The sequence below is a fragment of the Streptomyces bambusae genome (assembly GCF_020532645.1).
In the GTDB taxonomy this organism is placed as follows: Bacteria; Actinomycetota; Actinomycetes; order Streptomycetales; family Streptomycetaceae; genus Streptomyces; species Streptomyces bambusae.
Window position 1 is genome coordinate 69,909 of the sequence record NZ_JAJAUZ010000012.1, and the last position, 14,914, is coordinate 84,822.

The 14,914-nt window shown below is 75.8% G+C and carries 12 protein-coding genes; 7 read left to right on the plus strand and 5 right to left on the minus strand.

What is annotated here, in order from left to right; translation table 11 throughout:
• Positions 1-70: 70 nt before the first annotated feature.
• Complete coding sequence (locus tag LG634_RS11345; protein WP_226733593.1) at positions 71-616, plus strand: flavoprotein; 546 nt, start codon at positions 71-73, stop codon at positions 614-616.
• Between the two features lie 16 nt (positions 617-632).
• Here the strand turns inward: LG634_RS11345 and LG634_RS11350 are convergent, their stop codons facing one another.
• On the minus strand, positions 633-905 hold the full coding sequence (locus tag LG634_RS11350; RefSeq protein WP_226733662.1) for a hypothetical protein: 273 nt from the start codon (positions 903-905) through the stop codon (positions 633-635).
• Positions 906-1,120: 215 nt separating this feature from the next.
• Between LG634_RS11350 and LG634_RS11355 the strand changes: the two genes are divergently transcribed.
• The 3 genes from LG634_RS11355 (at position 1,121) to LG634_RS11365 (ending at position 4,525) form a co-directional block, all read left to right on the plus strand.
• Entirely contained in the window at positions 1,121-2,068 is a 948-nt protein-coding gene (locus tag LG634_RS11355; protein ID WP_226733594.1) for a universal stress protein, read from the plus strand.
• A 63-nt stretch (positions 2,069-2,131) separates the two neighbouring features.
• Positions 2,132-4,141 carry a prolyl oligopeptidase family serine peptidase gene (locus tag LG634_RS11360; protein ID WP_372482409.1) on the plus strand — a complete coding sequence of 670 codons (2,010 nt, stop codon included), beginning with the start codon at positions 2,132-2,134 and terminating at the stop codon, positions 4,139-4,141.
• 78 nt (positions 4,142-4,219) lie between these two features.
• Positions 4,220-4,525 (plus strand): hypothetical protein, encoded by a 306-nt coding sequence (locus tag LG634_RS11365; protein WP_226733595.1) that lies wholly within the window; start codon positions 4,220-4,222, stop codon positions 4,523-4,525.
• Here the strand turns inward: LG634_RS11365 and LG634_RS11370 are convergent.
• The 4 genes from LG634_RS11370 to LG634_RS11385 all read right to left on the minus strand — a co-directional run bounded on the left by LG634_RS11370 (position 4,506) and on the right by LG634_RS11385 (position 12,520).
• Entirely contained in the window at positions 4,506-7,241 is a 2,736-nt protein-coding gene (locus LG634_RS11370) for a CBM96 family carbohydrate-binding protein (RefSeq protein WP_226733596.1), read from the minus strand. The genes LG634_RS11365 and LG634_RS11370 overlap by 20 nt on opposite strands.
• 147 nt (positions 7,242-7,388) lie before the next feature.
• Positions 7,389-9,566, minus strand: coding sequence for a bifunctional serine/threonine-protein kinase/ABC transporter substrate-binding protein (locus LG634_RS11375; protein WP_226733597.1), 2,178 nt, complete (start codon positions 9,564-9,566; stop codon positions 7,389-7,391).
• A gap of 6 nt (positions 9,567-9,572) precedes the next feature.
• Positions 9,573-11,717, minus strand: a complete 2,145-nt coding sequence (locus LG634_RS11380) for a bifunctional serine/threonine-protein kinase/ABC transporter substrate-binding protein (protein ID WP_226733598.1) — start codon at positions 11,715-11,717, stop codon at positions 9,573-9,575.
• Positions 11,717-12,520 carry a hypothetical protein gene (locus LG634_RS11385; protein ID WP_226733599.1) on the minus strand — a complete coding sequence of 268 codons (804 nt, stop codon included), beginning with the start codon at positions 12,518-12,520 and terminating at the stop codon, positions 11,717-11,719. The genes LG634_RS11380 and LG634_RS11385 overlap by 1 nt, the downstream gene beginning before the upstream one ends.
• A gap of 215 nt (positions 12,521-12,735) precedes the next feature.
• Here LG634_RS11385 and LG634_RS11390 point away from each other — a divergent pair, with 215 nt between their 5' ends.
• From LG634_RS11390 to LG634_RS11400, 3 genes are all read left to right on the plus strand, one after another.
• The gene (locus LG634_RS11390) at positions 12,736-13,641 is read left to right on the plus strand and encodes a sulfurtransferase (RefSeq protein ID WP_226733600.1); all 906 of its coding nucleotides are present in this window, start codon (positions 12,736-12,738) and stop codon (positions 13,639-13,641) included.
• 32 nt (positions 13,642-13,673) lie between these two features.
• A complete protein-coding gene (locus tag LG634_RS11395; RefSeq protein WP_226733664.1) occupies positions 13,674-14,162 on the plus strand; it encodes a gluconokinase in 489 nt (162 codons plus the stop codon).
• An 89-nt stretch (positions 14,163-14,251) separates the two neighbouring features.
• Positions 14,252-14,914 carry an ADP-ribosyltransferase gene (locus LG634_RS11400; protein ID WP_226733601.1) on the plus strand — a complete coding sequence of 221 codons (663 nt, stop codon included), beginning with the start codon at positions 14,252-14,254 and terminating at the stop codon, positions 14,912-14,914.

Here is a 14,914-nt window from a genome sequence, read left to right on the forward strand (position 1 = left end):
CGCGCACCGGAATGATCTTCGTGGCGGCCCCCCTCGCGGGTGCGTCACACCCGTGTGATCGGATGTGGGCATGACGAGGACGCTGTACCTGTTCTGCTCCGCCGCCCCGCCCGTGTTCGACGTGGCCCGGGTGATCGAGGACGCGCAAGCGCGCGGCTGGGACGTGTGCCTCGGCCTGACCCCGTCGGCGGCCGGCTGGCTGGCCGAGAGCCTGGACGGGCTGGCGGTGCTCACCGGGCACCCGGTGCGCTGGCACTACCGGCACCCGGCCGAGCTGAGCCCGTGGCCCGACCCGGACGCCGTCCTGCTGGCACCCGCGACGTTCAACACGATGAACGCGTGGGCGCTCGGGCTCACCGACACCTACGTGGTGGGCGTGGTCGCCGAGGGCATCGGCAAGCGCATCCCCATGGTGACCGTGCCGTGCGTGAACACCGCCTTCGCGGTGCACCCGCAGTTCGAGCGGTCCCTCGCCACCCTGCGGACCGCCGGGGTTCAGGTGCTGTACGGCGAGGAGGGTCTGCGGCCCGCCGAGCCGGGCGCCGGGCTGCCGGACGGCTTCCCGTGGCAGCTCGCGCTCGACGCGGTGGACGCCACGGCGGCCGCCGGCATCTGAGGTACCGGCCGCGGGGTCAGGGGCGGCGTCCCCGGCCCCGCGCGGCCAGTGCGACGGTCGCGGTCACCGCCCCCGCGGCCAGCAGTCCCCCGCGGGACCGCCAGGACAGCACCGACCAGCGGGACTGCGCGGACAGCAGGGAGCCGGTGCTCAGCCAGGAACCCGCCGACAGGGCGGAGAGCGCGGAGCCGATCGAGGCCGCCGACAGGACGCTGCCGACCGAGGCGACGGACAGCACCGAGCCCACGGACCCGATCGACAGGACCGAGCCGACCGATCCGATGGACAGGACGGAGTCCTGGGACCAGAGGGAGAGAAACGATCCTCCGGGCCGGCCGCAAGGGGCGCGGCCCGCCTGCTCGGCCCCGTCGTCCGCCGGGCCCGTCGCCGGGTCTTCGTCCGTCCGCGCGTGCTGATGCGTCGTCATGTCCGCATCCTGCCAGAGGCGGCACGCCCCCGTGCGGCGTCCGGAGCACCGGGCCGGGCGGGTGCCATGGTGGACGGATGACTCCCCGAGACGTTTCCCCCGGCCCGTCCCACGACCGGGGCGGGCCCGTCGTCGTCGCCGTCGACGGTTCCGACCACAGCCTCAAGGCCCTGGACTGGGCCCTCGCCGCCGGCCGGGCCGCGGGGGCCGAGGTGGTGGTCGCCCATGTGCTGCCCGACCACGCGCAGATCTGGCAGGCCCGGCGCACCGCCGTGCTCGGGGAGCCGGATGACCCGGCCCCGGATCCGGTGGCCGAGGCGGTGCGGCGGTCCCTCGACGGCCGCGGCGACCTGCCGCCCGTCCGGTACGCGTCCCTGGCCGGCGCGGTGCCCGACGCCCTGGAGGAGCAGGCCCTGCGGGCCCGGATGCTGGTCATGGGGTCCCGCGGGCGCGGCGGCTTCGCCAGCCTGCTGCTCGGCTCGAACAGCCGGGTGTGCGCGACCCGGGCCGCCTGCCCGGTGGTGGTCGTGCCGCACGCGGCCCGCGCCGCCAACCTCGCGGGCGGCCCGGCCGTGGCCCGGGTGGTGCTGGGCCTGAACCCGGCCGAGACCGCCGACGACGCCGTCGGCTTCGCGTTCGCCCGGGCCGCCGAGCACGCCATGCCGCTGACGGTGGTCTCCGCGTTCCTCGACCCGGTGGCGGCGCTGCCGCTGTTCGGGACGCCCGGGGCCGCGATGGCCGGGGTGCCGCTGGAGGACCCGGCGCCGCTGATCCGGGAGCTGGAACGGGCCCAGCAGGAGCGGCTGGCACCGTTCCGGGCGGCGCACCCGGGGGTGGCCGTCGCCTCCGAGGTGGGTGCGGGCGACGCCGCCGGGCAGCTGGTGGCGCACTCCGAGACCGCCGCCCTGCTGGTCGTCGGCCGGCACCGCACCCGCCGGCACGCCGACTCCCTGCTCATGGGCTCGGTCGCGAACGCGGCCCTGCTGCACGCCCGCTGCCCGGTCGCCGTCGTCCCCGCGTCCTGACCCCGCCCCGGCTCCGCTGCGCGGGGCTTTGCCGCCCTCCCCCGGCACGGCACAATCACGTACGTGATCGACGAGGACCCGTACCTGTGGCTGGAGGACGTCACCGGCCCGGCCGCGCTGGCGTGGGTGCGCGAGCGCACCGCCGAGACCGAGCGGGCGGTGGTCTGCGACCCCGGCTTCGCCGCTTTGAAGGCCGAGCTGCGGGAGGTGCTCGACGCCCGGGACCGGATCGTGTACCCGCGCCGGCGGGGCCCGTACCTGTACGGCTTCTGGCAGGACGCCGAGCACGTCCGCGGGCTGTGGCGGCGCACCACGCTGGCCGAGTACCGCCGGCCGGAGCCCGTCTGGGAGGTGCTGCTCGACCTCGACGCGCTCGCGGAGGCGGAGGGCGAGCCGTGGGTGTGGGCCGGGGCGCAGGTGCTGTACCCGGAGTACCGGCACGCCCTGGTGACGCTGTCCCGGGACGGCGCGGACGCGGTGGTGGTGCGGGAGTTCGACCTGGCCGACCGGACGTTCCCGGCGGACGGGTTCCGGCTGCCGGAGGCCAAGACCTCGGTGGCCTGGATCGACCGGGACCACCTGTTCGTCGGCACCGACACCGGGCCGGGGTCGATGACCGCCTCGGGATATCCCCGTACGGTACGGCGCTGGCGCCGCGGCACCCCGCTGTCGGAGGCGGAGCTCGTGCACGAGGTGGCCGGGGAGGACCTGTCCACGGCCGCGTGGCGCGACCACACCGAGGGGTTCACCCGGGACTTCGTGGTGCGGCAGCGGGACTTCTGGCACAGCGAGCTGTCCGAGCTGGCCCCGGACGGCCGGCTGCTGCCGGTGGACGTGCCGGCGGACGCCTGGGCGGACGTCCACCGCGAATGGCTGCTGGTCACGCCGAGGTCCCCGTGGCTGGGGCATCCGGAGGGCACCCTGCTGGCCTTCCGGTACGAGGAGTTCCGCGCCGGGGACCGGGAGCCGGTGGTGCTGTTCGCGCCGGACGCGCACACGGCGCTGACCGGCTGCGTGTGGACCCGCAACCACCTGATCCTGGAGATCCTGCACGACGTCGCCGCCCGGCTGGAGGTCCTCACCCCGGCCGCCGCCGGCGACTGGCACCGGGAGCCGGCGGCCGGTCTGCCGCCGCTCGCGTCCGCGACGGTGACCGACACCGACCCGGACAGCGACGAGTACTTCCTCGACGTCACCGGCTACCTCCAGCCCTCCACCCTGTACCGCGGCGAGATCGGCGGCGGGCAGGAGGTCGTCGGGCGGGCGCCGGCCCGCTTCGGCACGGACGGGCTGTCGGTGCGGCGGCACTTCGCGGTGTCGGCGGACGGCACCCGGGTGCCGTACTTCGTGACCGGGCCCGCGCCGGAGTCGGGGCCGCGGCCGGCGCTGCTCACCGGCTACGGCGGCTTCCAGTCCTCGCTGACGCCGTACTACAGCGCGGTCCGCGGCCGGGCCTGGCTGGCCCGGGGCGGCACGTACGTGGTCGCCAACATCCGCGGCGGCGGCGAGTACGGGCCGCAGTGGCACCGCAGTGCGCTGCGGGCGGACCGGGTGCGGGCCTTCGAGGACTTCGCGGCGGTGGCCGGGGACCTGGTGCGGCGGGGCCTGACCACCCCGTCCGGGCTGGGCATCGAGGGCGGCAGCAACGGCGGGCTGCTGATGGGCGCCATGCTGACCCGCTACCCGCACCTGTTCGGGGCGGTGGTCGCGAACGTGCCGCTGCTCGACATGCTGCGCTTCCACCGGCTGCTCGCCGGGGCCAGCTGGGTGGCCGAGTACGGCGATCCCGACGATCCGGCGGACCGGCCGCACCTGGCGGACATCTCCCCGTACCACCGGCTGCGGGCCGGTGCGCACTATCCGCCGGTGCTGCTGACCACGTCGACGCGGGACGACCGGGTGCATCCGGGGCACGCCCGCAAGGCGGCGGCGCGGCTGCGGGAGCTGGGGCACCGGGTGTTCTTCCACGAGCAGACCGGCGGCGGGCACAGCGGCGCGTCGGACCACGAGCAGATCGCCTTCCACGAGGCACTCGTGCACACCTTCCTGCGGCTGCACCTGGCGGTGGAGTGAGTACCTGAGTACCCGGGTCGAGCCGGGCTGAGTATCCGGCCCGATGGGCGGGCCCGCGGCGGCTGGTCGAATGGCGGCATGACTTCGGAAGACCTGCGCAGCCCCCGCCTCCGGCACGTGACCGTGGCCGGCACCGCCCTCGCGGCCGCCCTGCTGCCGCTGGCGGCGGGGATGCTGCTGGCGCGCTCGGTGTCCGGGGACCCGATGGCGCCCGTGAACGCGCTGATCGCGGGCGGCGGCCAGCGGGCCCGGGTGACCCGCGCGGAGCTGCGGACCTGCCGGCACCGGGCGCTGCGCCGGGTGTCAGCGCGCAGGTCCGCCCCCGGCGCCGGGGGCGACGGGGGCGGACGTCGGGCGGTGGCGGTTACTGCGGGCCGAAGGTGAGCGTCAGCTGCGGAGTGCCCTCCGCGGCGGCCGCTTCGGAAGACCACAGCCACAGGGCGTCGCTGCCGCTGCCGGTGAGCGCGAGGCTGTACGGGCCGCCCAGTGCGGCGGCGACCGCCGCGGTGTTCAGGGCGGCGGTGTGGACCGCCGAGCCGTCGGGGATCCCCGCGAAGCTGCCGAGGGCGGTGCCGCCGAGGGCCGGACGGTCGGCGTAGGTGGTGCCGGCCTCGGTCCAGGCGCCGGTGACCGGGACGACGCGGACGGTGTCGGCGGTGCCGGCTCCGGTCGTGCTGCTGGTCTTGATCCGGAGGGTGGCGGACTTCAGCACGGTGCCGGCGGGTGCCTGCGGGAGGCTGAAGCGGAGGTAGCTCTCGTAGAGGGCGGAGCCGCGGACGGCGAGCGAACCGGAGGTGCCGAAGTTGGTGGTCGGGGCGCCCGCGTTGGCGTAGGTGTCCTCGGCGGCCGTGACGGTGGTGACCGAGTCGGCCGGGGCCTTGGCCAGGGTGTGGTGGTTCTGCACCTGGGCCGCGGTGAGGACGGTCGGGTAGACGGCGGTTTCGTCGAGCTGGCCGGCGAAGAAGGTGCTGGTCGGGGCGTTGGGCCAGCCGGCGAGGCTGTCGCCGCCTGCGTGCCAGTAGCCGGCGACGCCCTGGTGGCCGGTGGCGCTGTGGGTGCCCTTGGCCTGCCCGTCGACGTACAGGACCATGCCGCCCGGGCCCTGGGTGCCGACGACGTGGTGCCAGGTGTTGTCGTTGTACGCGGTGCCGGCGGCGGTGGTGATGGTGCGGAACCCGCCGCTGTAGGCGCCGAAGACGAGCCGGCCGTCGTTGGTGAGGTAGAGGTGCTTGTCGTAGCGGCCGCTGCTGCGGGTGGTGTTGTTGCCGAAGCCGAGCAGCTTGCCGCCGCGGGTGGTGGTCGTCTTGAACCACGTCTCCAGGGTGTAGCTGCTGCCGACGCTGGTCCGGCGGTCGCTGTGGATCTGGGTGTTGGTGCCGTTGAAGCCGATCGCCGTGCTCGGGCCGGTGACCGCGCCGGGGCTCTGGCGCAGGGCCGGGGCGTTGACGTGCAGGCCGCTGGTGTTGCCGGACACCGAGGAGTCGGCGACGTACGGCAGGACGCCGTCGTCGTAGCGCCAGTACAGGCCGGCGCCGTCGGCGCGGACCCGGTCGGGGTAGGCCTGGACGGTGGTGGGCACGGTGACGGTGGCGGTGGCGGACTGGGCGCTGGTGTTGCCGGCCGCGTCGACGGCGGTGACCCGGTAGGTGTACGTCTGCCCGGCGGTGACCGCGGTGTCGGTCCACGATGCCTGGGGGCGCTGGAAGAACAGCGAATCGGCGGCGACCGTGGCGACGGGGGTGGCGGCGCCGTTGCGGTGGATCCGGTAGGTGAGGCGGCTGTCGTCGAGGTCGAGGCTGGTGCGCCAGCGGACCTGGACCTCGCCGGGCCGGACGCTCGCGGCGCTGGCCACCGGGGTGGTCGGGGCGCCGGTGTCGCCGGTGGAGGCGAAGCGGGTGAGGCCCTGCTGGGCGCGGCCGTTGACGGTGGTGAACTCGCCGCCGACCCACAGGTAGCGGACGCCGTTCTTGGCGCCGACGGTCATGACGCGGGGGCCGAGGCTCTCGCCGATGCCGTCGTTGGTGTCGGGGGCCCAGCCGAGCTTGCCGGTGCCGGTGGTGGGCTGGGCGAGCAGGTGGTAACGCCGGCCGTCGGGGAACTCGCCGACGCTGGAGCAGTCGTGCGCGTGCGAGGCGCTGTAGAGGACGCTGTCGTACGACAGGACGGCCTGGGTGGCGCCCAGGCAGGTGTCGCGCCAGACCTGGTTGAAGCCGTTGTAGGTGAGGCCGATGCGGCCGTCGAAGACGCCGCCGCCGCTGCCTTCGTTGGCGGTGTAGTAGCCGGTGGCGTCGGTCTCGATGTCCTTGACCACGGAGTTGTTGTGGATGAATCCGGCCGGGTAGGTCTTGGTGACGGCGCCGGTGGTGGCGTCGGCGACGGCGAGGGCGTGGCTGCCGGCTCCGTTGACGGTGAAGAAGTCGCCGCCGAGCAGGACGTTCTTGCCGTCGGGGGTGACTTCGACGGCGCGGCCGGGTTCGTCGGCGTTCACGGTGAAGGGTTTGAGGGCGCCGTCGGTGGCGCCGACCGCGGCGAACCGCCGGCGGCTCTGTCCGGAGACGGTGAGGAAGTCGCCGGCCGCGTAGACGGTGTCGCCGGTGACGGCGAGGGCCCGGACGGTGGCGGCGAACGCGGGCCGGAAGCCGGCCTTGGGCGTGCAGGTGGCCACGTCGATGGCGGTGATGCTGCTGACGGGCATGCCGTTGACCGCGCCGAAGTAGCCGGCGGCGTACAGGGTCTTCTCGTCGGGTGACAGGACCAGGGCGCGGACGGTGGCGGTGCCGCTGCCGATGGTGAAGGAGAGCTTGCAGGAGGTGGGTGCGCCGGTCGCGGCGTCGAAGGCGGCGAAGTTGACGGCCTGCTGCTCGGTGCCGGCGCTGCCGTCGGGCGGGCGGACCACCGAGAAGGTGCCGCCGGCGAAGACGGTGGTGCCGGTCTGGGCGAGGGCCCAGACGATTCCGTTGGGCTGCCAGGTCGGCAGTTCGTCGGCGGTGAAGGCGACGGGCGGTGTGATGGCCGCGGCCTGCGGTGCGAGCAGGGCGGCGGTGCCGGCGGCGGTCAGGGACAGGGCGAGAGCGGCCGCGAGCCCTCTTGATCCACGCATGAACCCCCCAGGGTAGGTGCCCGGTGCGATGGCTTGAAACAGATGCGGATGAGGCTGACTACGGGCGCAGAATAGGTCCGATCGGCTGTTCGTATGCACGGTTTGGCCCATCGGATGCCGAATCGGTCCCTACGGCTCGTGACGCCTTCATGATCCCTTCTCGGTCGGCACGTCGAGGTACGTGCCCAGGGCGCGGAAGGCGCCGCGCTCGGCCCGGTAGAGGAAACTGGTGCGCAGGTGGGCGATGAGATGCGTGACGGGGACGAATTCCAGCCGCTTGGCGATGCCGTCGTACGGGGAGTTGAAGACCCGGACGGCCAGGGCGGGCCGGGTGACGTCGTCGGGGGTCAGCCCGCCGAGGGCGGTGGCCAGCAGGCCGACGGCGTCGTGCGCCTCGGCGGCCCAGCGGCCGGGCGCGGTCCGGTACGCGGCGCGGTGGGCGGCGGTGAACTCCCTGGCGGCGGGGGTGGCCGTGGTGACGGGGTCGATGAACAGGGCGGCGAACACCCAGCCCTCGGCGGCCGGGCCGGCCTCTTCCAGGAAGGCGGGGGTCATGACGTGCTGGAGGGCGGCGCGGGCGCCGGTGAATCCGGCTGCGGCGAGGGCCCGGGCCAGCCGGCCGGCGCGGGCCGGGGCGGTGCCGGCGTAGACGACTCCGTCGGCGCGGGCGGCCCGTACGGCGGCGGCTGCCGAGGGGAAGGGGTCGGCCTGGGAGCCCAGTTCGTGGACGGTCACGGCGCCCTCGGCGGGCGGTGCCTCCCGGAGGTCGCGCGCGAGCATCTCGGCGAGGGCGCCGCCCTGCGGGTCGTACACCACGCAGGTGCGGGGCGAGCGGCGGACCGCGCTCAGGTAGTGGATCACCGGGATGCTCAGGACGTCGTCGTCGGGCCGGGTCAGGCACACGGTCCGCCGGACCGAGAGGGCGGCGGACTCGCCGGCGTCCTGGGAGACGACCAGCAGCGGCAGGCCTGCCGCGTCGCAGGCGACGGCGAGGGGTTCCGCGGCGCCGGGCCAGGTGGGGCCGAGCACGCCGAGCACGGCGGGGTCGGCGACCAGTTCCGCGGCGGCCCGCCGGGCGCCGTCGGCGGTGCCGCGGTCGTCGGCGACGCGCAGGGCCAGCCGGAACGTCTTGTCGGGGCGGGCGTTGTGCCGGTCGACGGCGAGCTGGGCGCCGCGCCGGTGGGCGAGGCCGCCGGCCCGGCCGGGTCCGCTGAGGTCGGCCTGGAGGCCGAGCGTGCGGAGCGGCACCGGGCCGCGGCTGGCGGGGGCGGTGGGGGTGCCGCCGGAGTCGGGGCGGGTGGTCAGCCACAGGACGGGGGCGCCGAGCGCGACGAGCGCGCCGGTGGCCAGCAGGGCGCGGCGGCCGGGCCGGCGGCCCGCGGCCGGGCCGTCGACGGCGGTGACGGGTTCGGCGGGGCCGCCGCGGGTGGGTTCGGGGGCGGGCAGGTCCAGGGCGCGGGCGGAGCGTTCGGCGATCAGGCGGGGCAGGGCGGGCGGCAGCCAGTCGCGGGCCGGGTCGGCGGCCGCGGTCAGGGTGCGGCGGACCTCCTCGGCGGTGGGCCGCAGGCCGGGGTCCTTGGCGAGGCAGGCTGCGACCGTGGCGGCCAGCTCCGCGGGTACGGCGTCCAGGCCGGGGTCGTCGTGGACGGTGCGGTAGACGACGGCGGCGGGGTGTCCGGTGCCGAAGGGGCCGCGGCCGGTGGCGGCGAAGCAGAGCACGCAGCCGAGCGCGAACACGTCGGCGGCCGGGCCGGCGCCGGGTCCGGTGGCGCGGGCCTGTTCGGGGGCGAGGTAGCCGGGGGTGCCGACGAGTGCGTCGGTGACGGTGAGCGCGGTGCCGCCCGAGAGCCGGGCGATGCCGAAGTCGATGAGCCGGGGACCGTCGAGGGCCAGCAGGATGTTGCCGGGCTTGACGTCCCGGTGGACCATGCCGGCGTCGTGCACCGCGGTCAGCGCCTCGGCGAGGCGGGCGCCGAGGATCCGTACGGTCGGCACCGGCAGCGGCCCGTGCAGGGCGACCGCCTCGGCGAGCGAGGGTGCGGGCACGAAGGGAGTGGCGAGCCAGGGCTCCCGGGCCTCCGGGTCGGCGCCGGTGACCTCGACCACCCACGGGCTGCGCACCCGGGCGGCGATCGCGGCCTCCCGCCGGAACCGGGCCCGGAACCCGGGATCGGCGGCGTGCTCGGCCCGGATCACCTTGAGCGCGACCAGGATGCCCGCCGGGGTCCGCCCCAGGTACACGGTCCCCATGCCGCCGGCCCCCAGCCGCCCGAGCAGCCGGTGCCCGCCGATCGCCGACGGGTCGGACGGGGTGAGGGGCCGCACGCCGGCCTAGGCCTGCGGGGCCGAGGGCGCGGGGCCGACGTAGCGGACGGCGCCCCGTTCGATGCGGTGGAGGTAGGAGACGGGGGTCTTGGTGCGGAACTCCTCGTCGAAGGCGTACGAACGGGCCAGGCCGCGGTGGTCGGTCTTGGCGAGGGCGGTGAGCAGGTCGGCGCGGGCCGGGCGGCGGCCGGCGCGGGCCAGCTGCGCCAGCTGTCCGGCGACCAGCCCCGCCACGTCGTACGCCTCGGCCGTCCACACGCCGGGGGCGGTGCCGTACGCCGTGCGGTGGGCGCGGACCAGCGCGGCGGTCTGCGGGGTGTCGGTTCCGGTGTACGGGGTGAGGAACTGCCAGCCCTCGCCGGACGGGCCCGCGCGGCGGACGAACTCGTCGCCGAGGACGGCGTAGTCGGCGGCCCGCGGCCCCCGGAACCCGGCGGCGTCGAGCTGCCGGGCGGCTTCGGCGGCGCCCTGCGCGGAGCCCGTGTAGAAGAACCCGTCGATGCCGTGGCCGAGCATGTCCTTGAGGACCGGGGCGAGGTCGGCGTCGCCGCGCGGGACGACCCGCGGGTAGGCGCGGCCCCCGTAGGCGGTGACGGTGGCGTCCACGAGGTAGGCGAGCTGCCAGGCGTCGGTGTCGCCGTCCCGGTCGCAGAGCACGCCGAGGGTGCGCACCTTCTGCTCACCGACGAGCCGCATGTTGATGGCGCCGATGTGCGAGGTGGACACCGGGCAGGCCTGGAAGAAGGAGCGGCGGTCCGCGATCCCGAAGACGAGGCCGGCGGCGGAGACGGTGATCAGGGGCACGGAGGCCTGGCCGTACTGCTCCAGGACGGGCCCCACGGAGGCGTTCGCGGTCGGTCCGACCACGGCGAACACGTCGCGGTCGCCGATCAGCGCGGCGGCCGCCCCGGGCGAGCGGGCCGGGTCGCCGCCGTCGTCGGCGGTGCGGACGGCCAGGGTGAACGGTTTGTCCTTGCGGGCGTTGAACGCGGCGACGGCGAGCCGGACGCCGCGCTCCTGCGCGCGGCCGGCGGCGCGGCCGGGCCCGGACAGGTCGGCGTGCACGCCGATGACCCAGCGCCGGGGCGGCGGGCCGGCCGGTGTGGACGGCTGGTCGTCGCGTCCGGCGAGGTAGGCGGTGAGGCCGCCGGCCGCGGCGAGGACGGCGGCGCCGCCGGCGAGGGCGAGGAATCGGCGGCGGCCGGCCGGTGCGGGCGGCTCCACGGTGGCGGCCGGGTCGGCGAGGGTCTCCTCGATGCCGGGGAGGGCGAGCAGCAGGGCGGCGCGTTCGGCGATGGTGGCGACGACCGGGTCGGGCAGCCAGTCGGCGGAGCCGCCGGGCACGTCCTCGGCGAGCTGCCGGTCGAGTTCGGCGGCGGTGGGGCGGGCGTCCGGGTCCTTGGCCAGGCAGGCCTGGAGGAGGGCGGCGAGTTCGCGGTCGGCGATGCCGTCGGGGCCGAAGGAGGGCTCGTCGTGGACGGTGCGGTACAGCAGCGCGTCGACGGCGCCGGTGCCGAACGGCGGCTGTCCAGTGGCCGCGTACGCCAGCAGGCAGCCGAGCGAGAACACGTCGCCGGGCGGTCCGGCGGGCCGGCCGGCGGCCTGTTCGGGCGAGAGGAAGCCGGGGGTGCCGACGATGACGTCGGCGGCGGTGAGGGCGGTGTCCTCGCCGCCGCGGGCGATGCCGAAGTCGATGAGCCGCGGGCCGTCCACGCCGAGCAGTACGTTGCCGGGCTTGACGTCGCGGTGGACGAGGTCGCGGTCGTGGAGGACGGCGAGGGCCTTGGCGAGCGCGGAGCCGAGGACGCGGACGCTGCGCGCGGGCAGCGCGCCGTGGGCGGCGACGGCCTCGGCGAGCGAGGGGCCTGGGACGAAGGCGGTGGCCAGCCAGGGTTCGGCGGCGTCCGGGTCGGCGCCCATCACCTCGACCACCCAGGGGCTGCGCACCCGGGCGGCGATCGCGGCCTCGCGGCGGAAGCGGGCCCGGAAGTCGGACTCGTCGGCGAGGTCGGCCCGGATCACCTTGACCGCGGCGAGTGCGCCCTCCTCGGTCCGGCCGAGGTAGACCACGCCCATGCCGCCGGCGCCGAGGCGGCCGAGGAGCCGGTAGCCGGCGATCCGGGACGGGTCCGTGTGCAGCAGGGGTTCCATCAGCCCGCCTTCCCCAGCTGGTCCTTGGCGCGCTGCATCATCCATGAGGTGCCCTGCACCATGAGGGGTGCCAGCTCCTGGGAGGTCAGACCGGCGGACGCCTTGGCGGACACGGCCACGGTGACGGGCCCGTACTGGCCCTGCCCCCAGGTGTACGGGAAGGGGCCGCGGTTGCCCGGTCCGTAGTGTTCGCCGTACTCGTTGAAGGCGTCCTCGGTCCAGGCGTTGGTGCCCTCGCCGTAGAGGAGGGTGGTGCCGATCAGTCGGGTGAGGCGTTCGTCGTTGCGCAGCTGCTGCTCGGGGCAGCGCATGATCTCTTCCATGGCCCGGGCGACCTCCCAGGCGGATTCCTCGCGGGAGCGGTGCACGGTCACGGTGGCGCTCAGTTCGACGCGGCCGCGGCCCTGCCGGGCCGGGATGTGGAAGTAGCGGGTGCGGGTGGCCAGGACGTCGGCGGGCAGCGGGCCGGTCTGCCAGATGCAGTCCGCGTCGAGCACGGGGTAGCGCGCCGGGTCGCTCTCGTACGGGGTGTTGGGGCGGACGCCGGGGCCCATCAGCCGGCTGTCGGCGATGATGCGGCCGAGGAGGGCGCGGGCGTCGGTCCGGTTCTTCGGCACCTTCGCCTCGTCGACCGGTGGCACGGTGACGGTGGGGGCGGGTGTCGCGGACGGGCTCGCGGTGGACGGGGAGGCCGTACCGGGCGGGCCGGACGTCCGGCCGGACGGGGTGGCTCCGGCGGCGCGCGAGGCGGTGCCCTCCGAGCATCCCGCCAGGGCGAGCAGGGCGGCGAGCGCGCAGGCCACGGCGCCCGTTGTGCTGTGTCCGATTCTCACAAGACCCCCCAACCCGCTTGATCCTACGCGGCGTTGGGAGCCGTCGACAGGTGATTCGGAGCACCCGTGGGAGCGGTCCGCGCGGCGGCCGTGGTGCGCCCCGGGCCGGGCGGGCGGCGGCGGTTACGATCTTGCAGATCAGGCGGCATGCGCACGCCGGTGGACCTCGTCGAAGGGTGGCCCCGATGGACGGCACGACCTCGCAGCCGGGCGGCCGGCCCTCGGCATCCGACGCCGTGCCCGCAGCGCCGCCGGGGCCGCTGGTCGGCGCCGGCTGGCTCGCGGCCCGGCTCGGCACGCCGGGGCTGGTGGTGCTGGACGCGTCGGTCGGTGCGCAGCGCGGGGCGGGCCGGCGGATCCCGGGCGCCCGGCCGTTCGACATCGACGGCGCCCTGTCCGACCACGGCGCGCCGGTCCCGCACACGATGCCGTCGCCGGAACGGTTCGCCGAGGAGATGCGGGCGCTGGGCGTGGACGACGGGTCGGTCGTGGTCGTGTATGACGCGGCGGGGATCTACTCCAGTGCGCGGGCCTGGTGGATGCTGCGGGCGATGGGCTTCGACCGGGCGGCCGTGCTCGACGGCGGGCTGCCCGGCTGGGAGGGCGCGGGCCTGCCGGTGGCGGACGGCCCGCCGCAGTACGCGGGGCCGCCCGGCGGTTTCACCGCCCGGCCGCGCCCGGGGCTGGTGGTGGACGCCGTCGCGGTGGCCGCAGCGCTGACCGCTGCGGACACGGCCGTGCTGGACGCCCGTACCCGTGAGCGGTTCGAAGGGAAGGCTCCCGAGCCGCGGCCGGGGCTGCGCGGCGGGCACATGCCCGGCGCGGTCAGCCTGCCCTTCGGCGAACTCCAGGACGGGGCGGGGCGGATGCTGCCGCCGGGGGTGCTGCGCACCGCGTTCGAGGAGGCGGCCGGGGAGCGGGAGCGGCTGGTGTTCAGCTGCGGCTCGGGTGTCACCGCGTGCGTGCTGGCGCTGGGCGCCGAGCTGGCCGGCTACCGGGACACCGCCGTGTACGACGGGTCGTGGAGCGAGTGGGGGCTGCCGTCGGGGCGCCCGGTGGCGACCGGGCCGGCCGCGCCGCACCGGCCGTGAGCGCTGCGGCGGCCGGGCCGGTCGTGGTGGTGATGGGGGTGTCGGGTACCGGGAAGTCCACGGTGGGGCGGCTGCTGGCGGATGCCCTGGGGGTTCCGTACGCGGAGGGCGACGACTTCCATCCGCAGGCGAACGTCGCGAAGATGGCGGCCGGCGTTCCGCTGGACGACGCGGACCGGGCGCCGTGGCTGGACGCGGTGGGCCGGTGGGCGCGGGGGCGGTCGGGTCCGGGCGGGGTGGTCTCGTGCTCCGCGCTGCGGCGGGCGTACCGGGACCGGCTGCGGGCGGCCGCGCCGGGCCTCGTGTTCGTCCACCTCACGGGCGACCGGGCGCTGATCGAGGCGCGGATGGCGGAGCGGGCCGGCCATTTCATGCCGGTGTCGCTGCTCGGCTCGCAGTTCGCCCTGCTGGAGCCGCTGGCTGCGGACGAGCCGGGGGCGGCGGTGCCGGTGTCGGGGACGGCGGCCGAGGTGACGGCCCGGGCGCTGGCGGCGGTGCGGGGTGCAGGACCGTTCCTGTAGCTCATGCCGGGTCGTTGGCGGGTCCTGACACGCTCACTTTCGGGTGAGGGTGCCGGGGCTCGGGCCGGGGCGGCGCCAGGGTGGCGGCCATGATCACTTCTGCGCTGCGACGGCGTGCCGTCGCCCTCACCGCCGTGCTCGCCGCCGCCCTGCTGCCGACCGCCGCCGCCCATTCCGCCCCCGCGACCGCACCGGCGCGCGAGGGCGCTCCGGCGGCGGGTGCGTCGCCCTTCCGTGCTGCCGCGCCGGCCAACTCCTGCCCGCGGGTGACCGACCACCTGTTCGCCGCGGCCGACCGGAGCGTCCGGCTCGAACGCATCACCCCGTCGCCGTCGTGGCGGATCAACTGCAAGCAGCTGTACCGCTCGGACAGCCGTCCGCCGGAGGTCGTCTTCGAGTCCGGCTTCCACCCGCGGGACACGGTGAACGGGCAGTACGACATCGAGCAGTACGTCCTGGTCAACCAGCCCTCGCCGTACGTCTCCACGTCGTACGACCACGACCTGTACAAGACGTGGTGGAAGAGCGGCTGGAACTACTACATCGACGCCCCCGGCGGCGTGGACGTGAACCTGACCATCGGCGACACGCACAAGTGGGCCTCCCAGGTGGAGGTGGCCTTCCCCGGCGGCATCGCCCGCTCGTTCATCGTCGGCGTCTGTCCGGTCGACAAGGTCAACAAGACCGAAATCATGTCCGACTGCGTGGACAACCCCCACTACGAGCCCTGGCGCAACACCTTCCCGAACTGA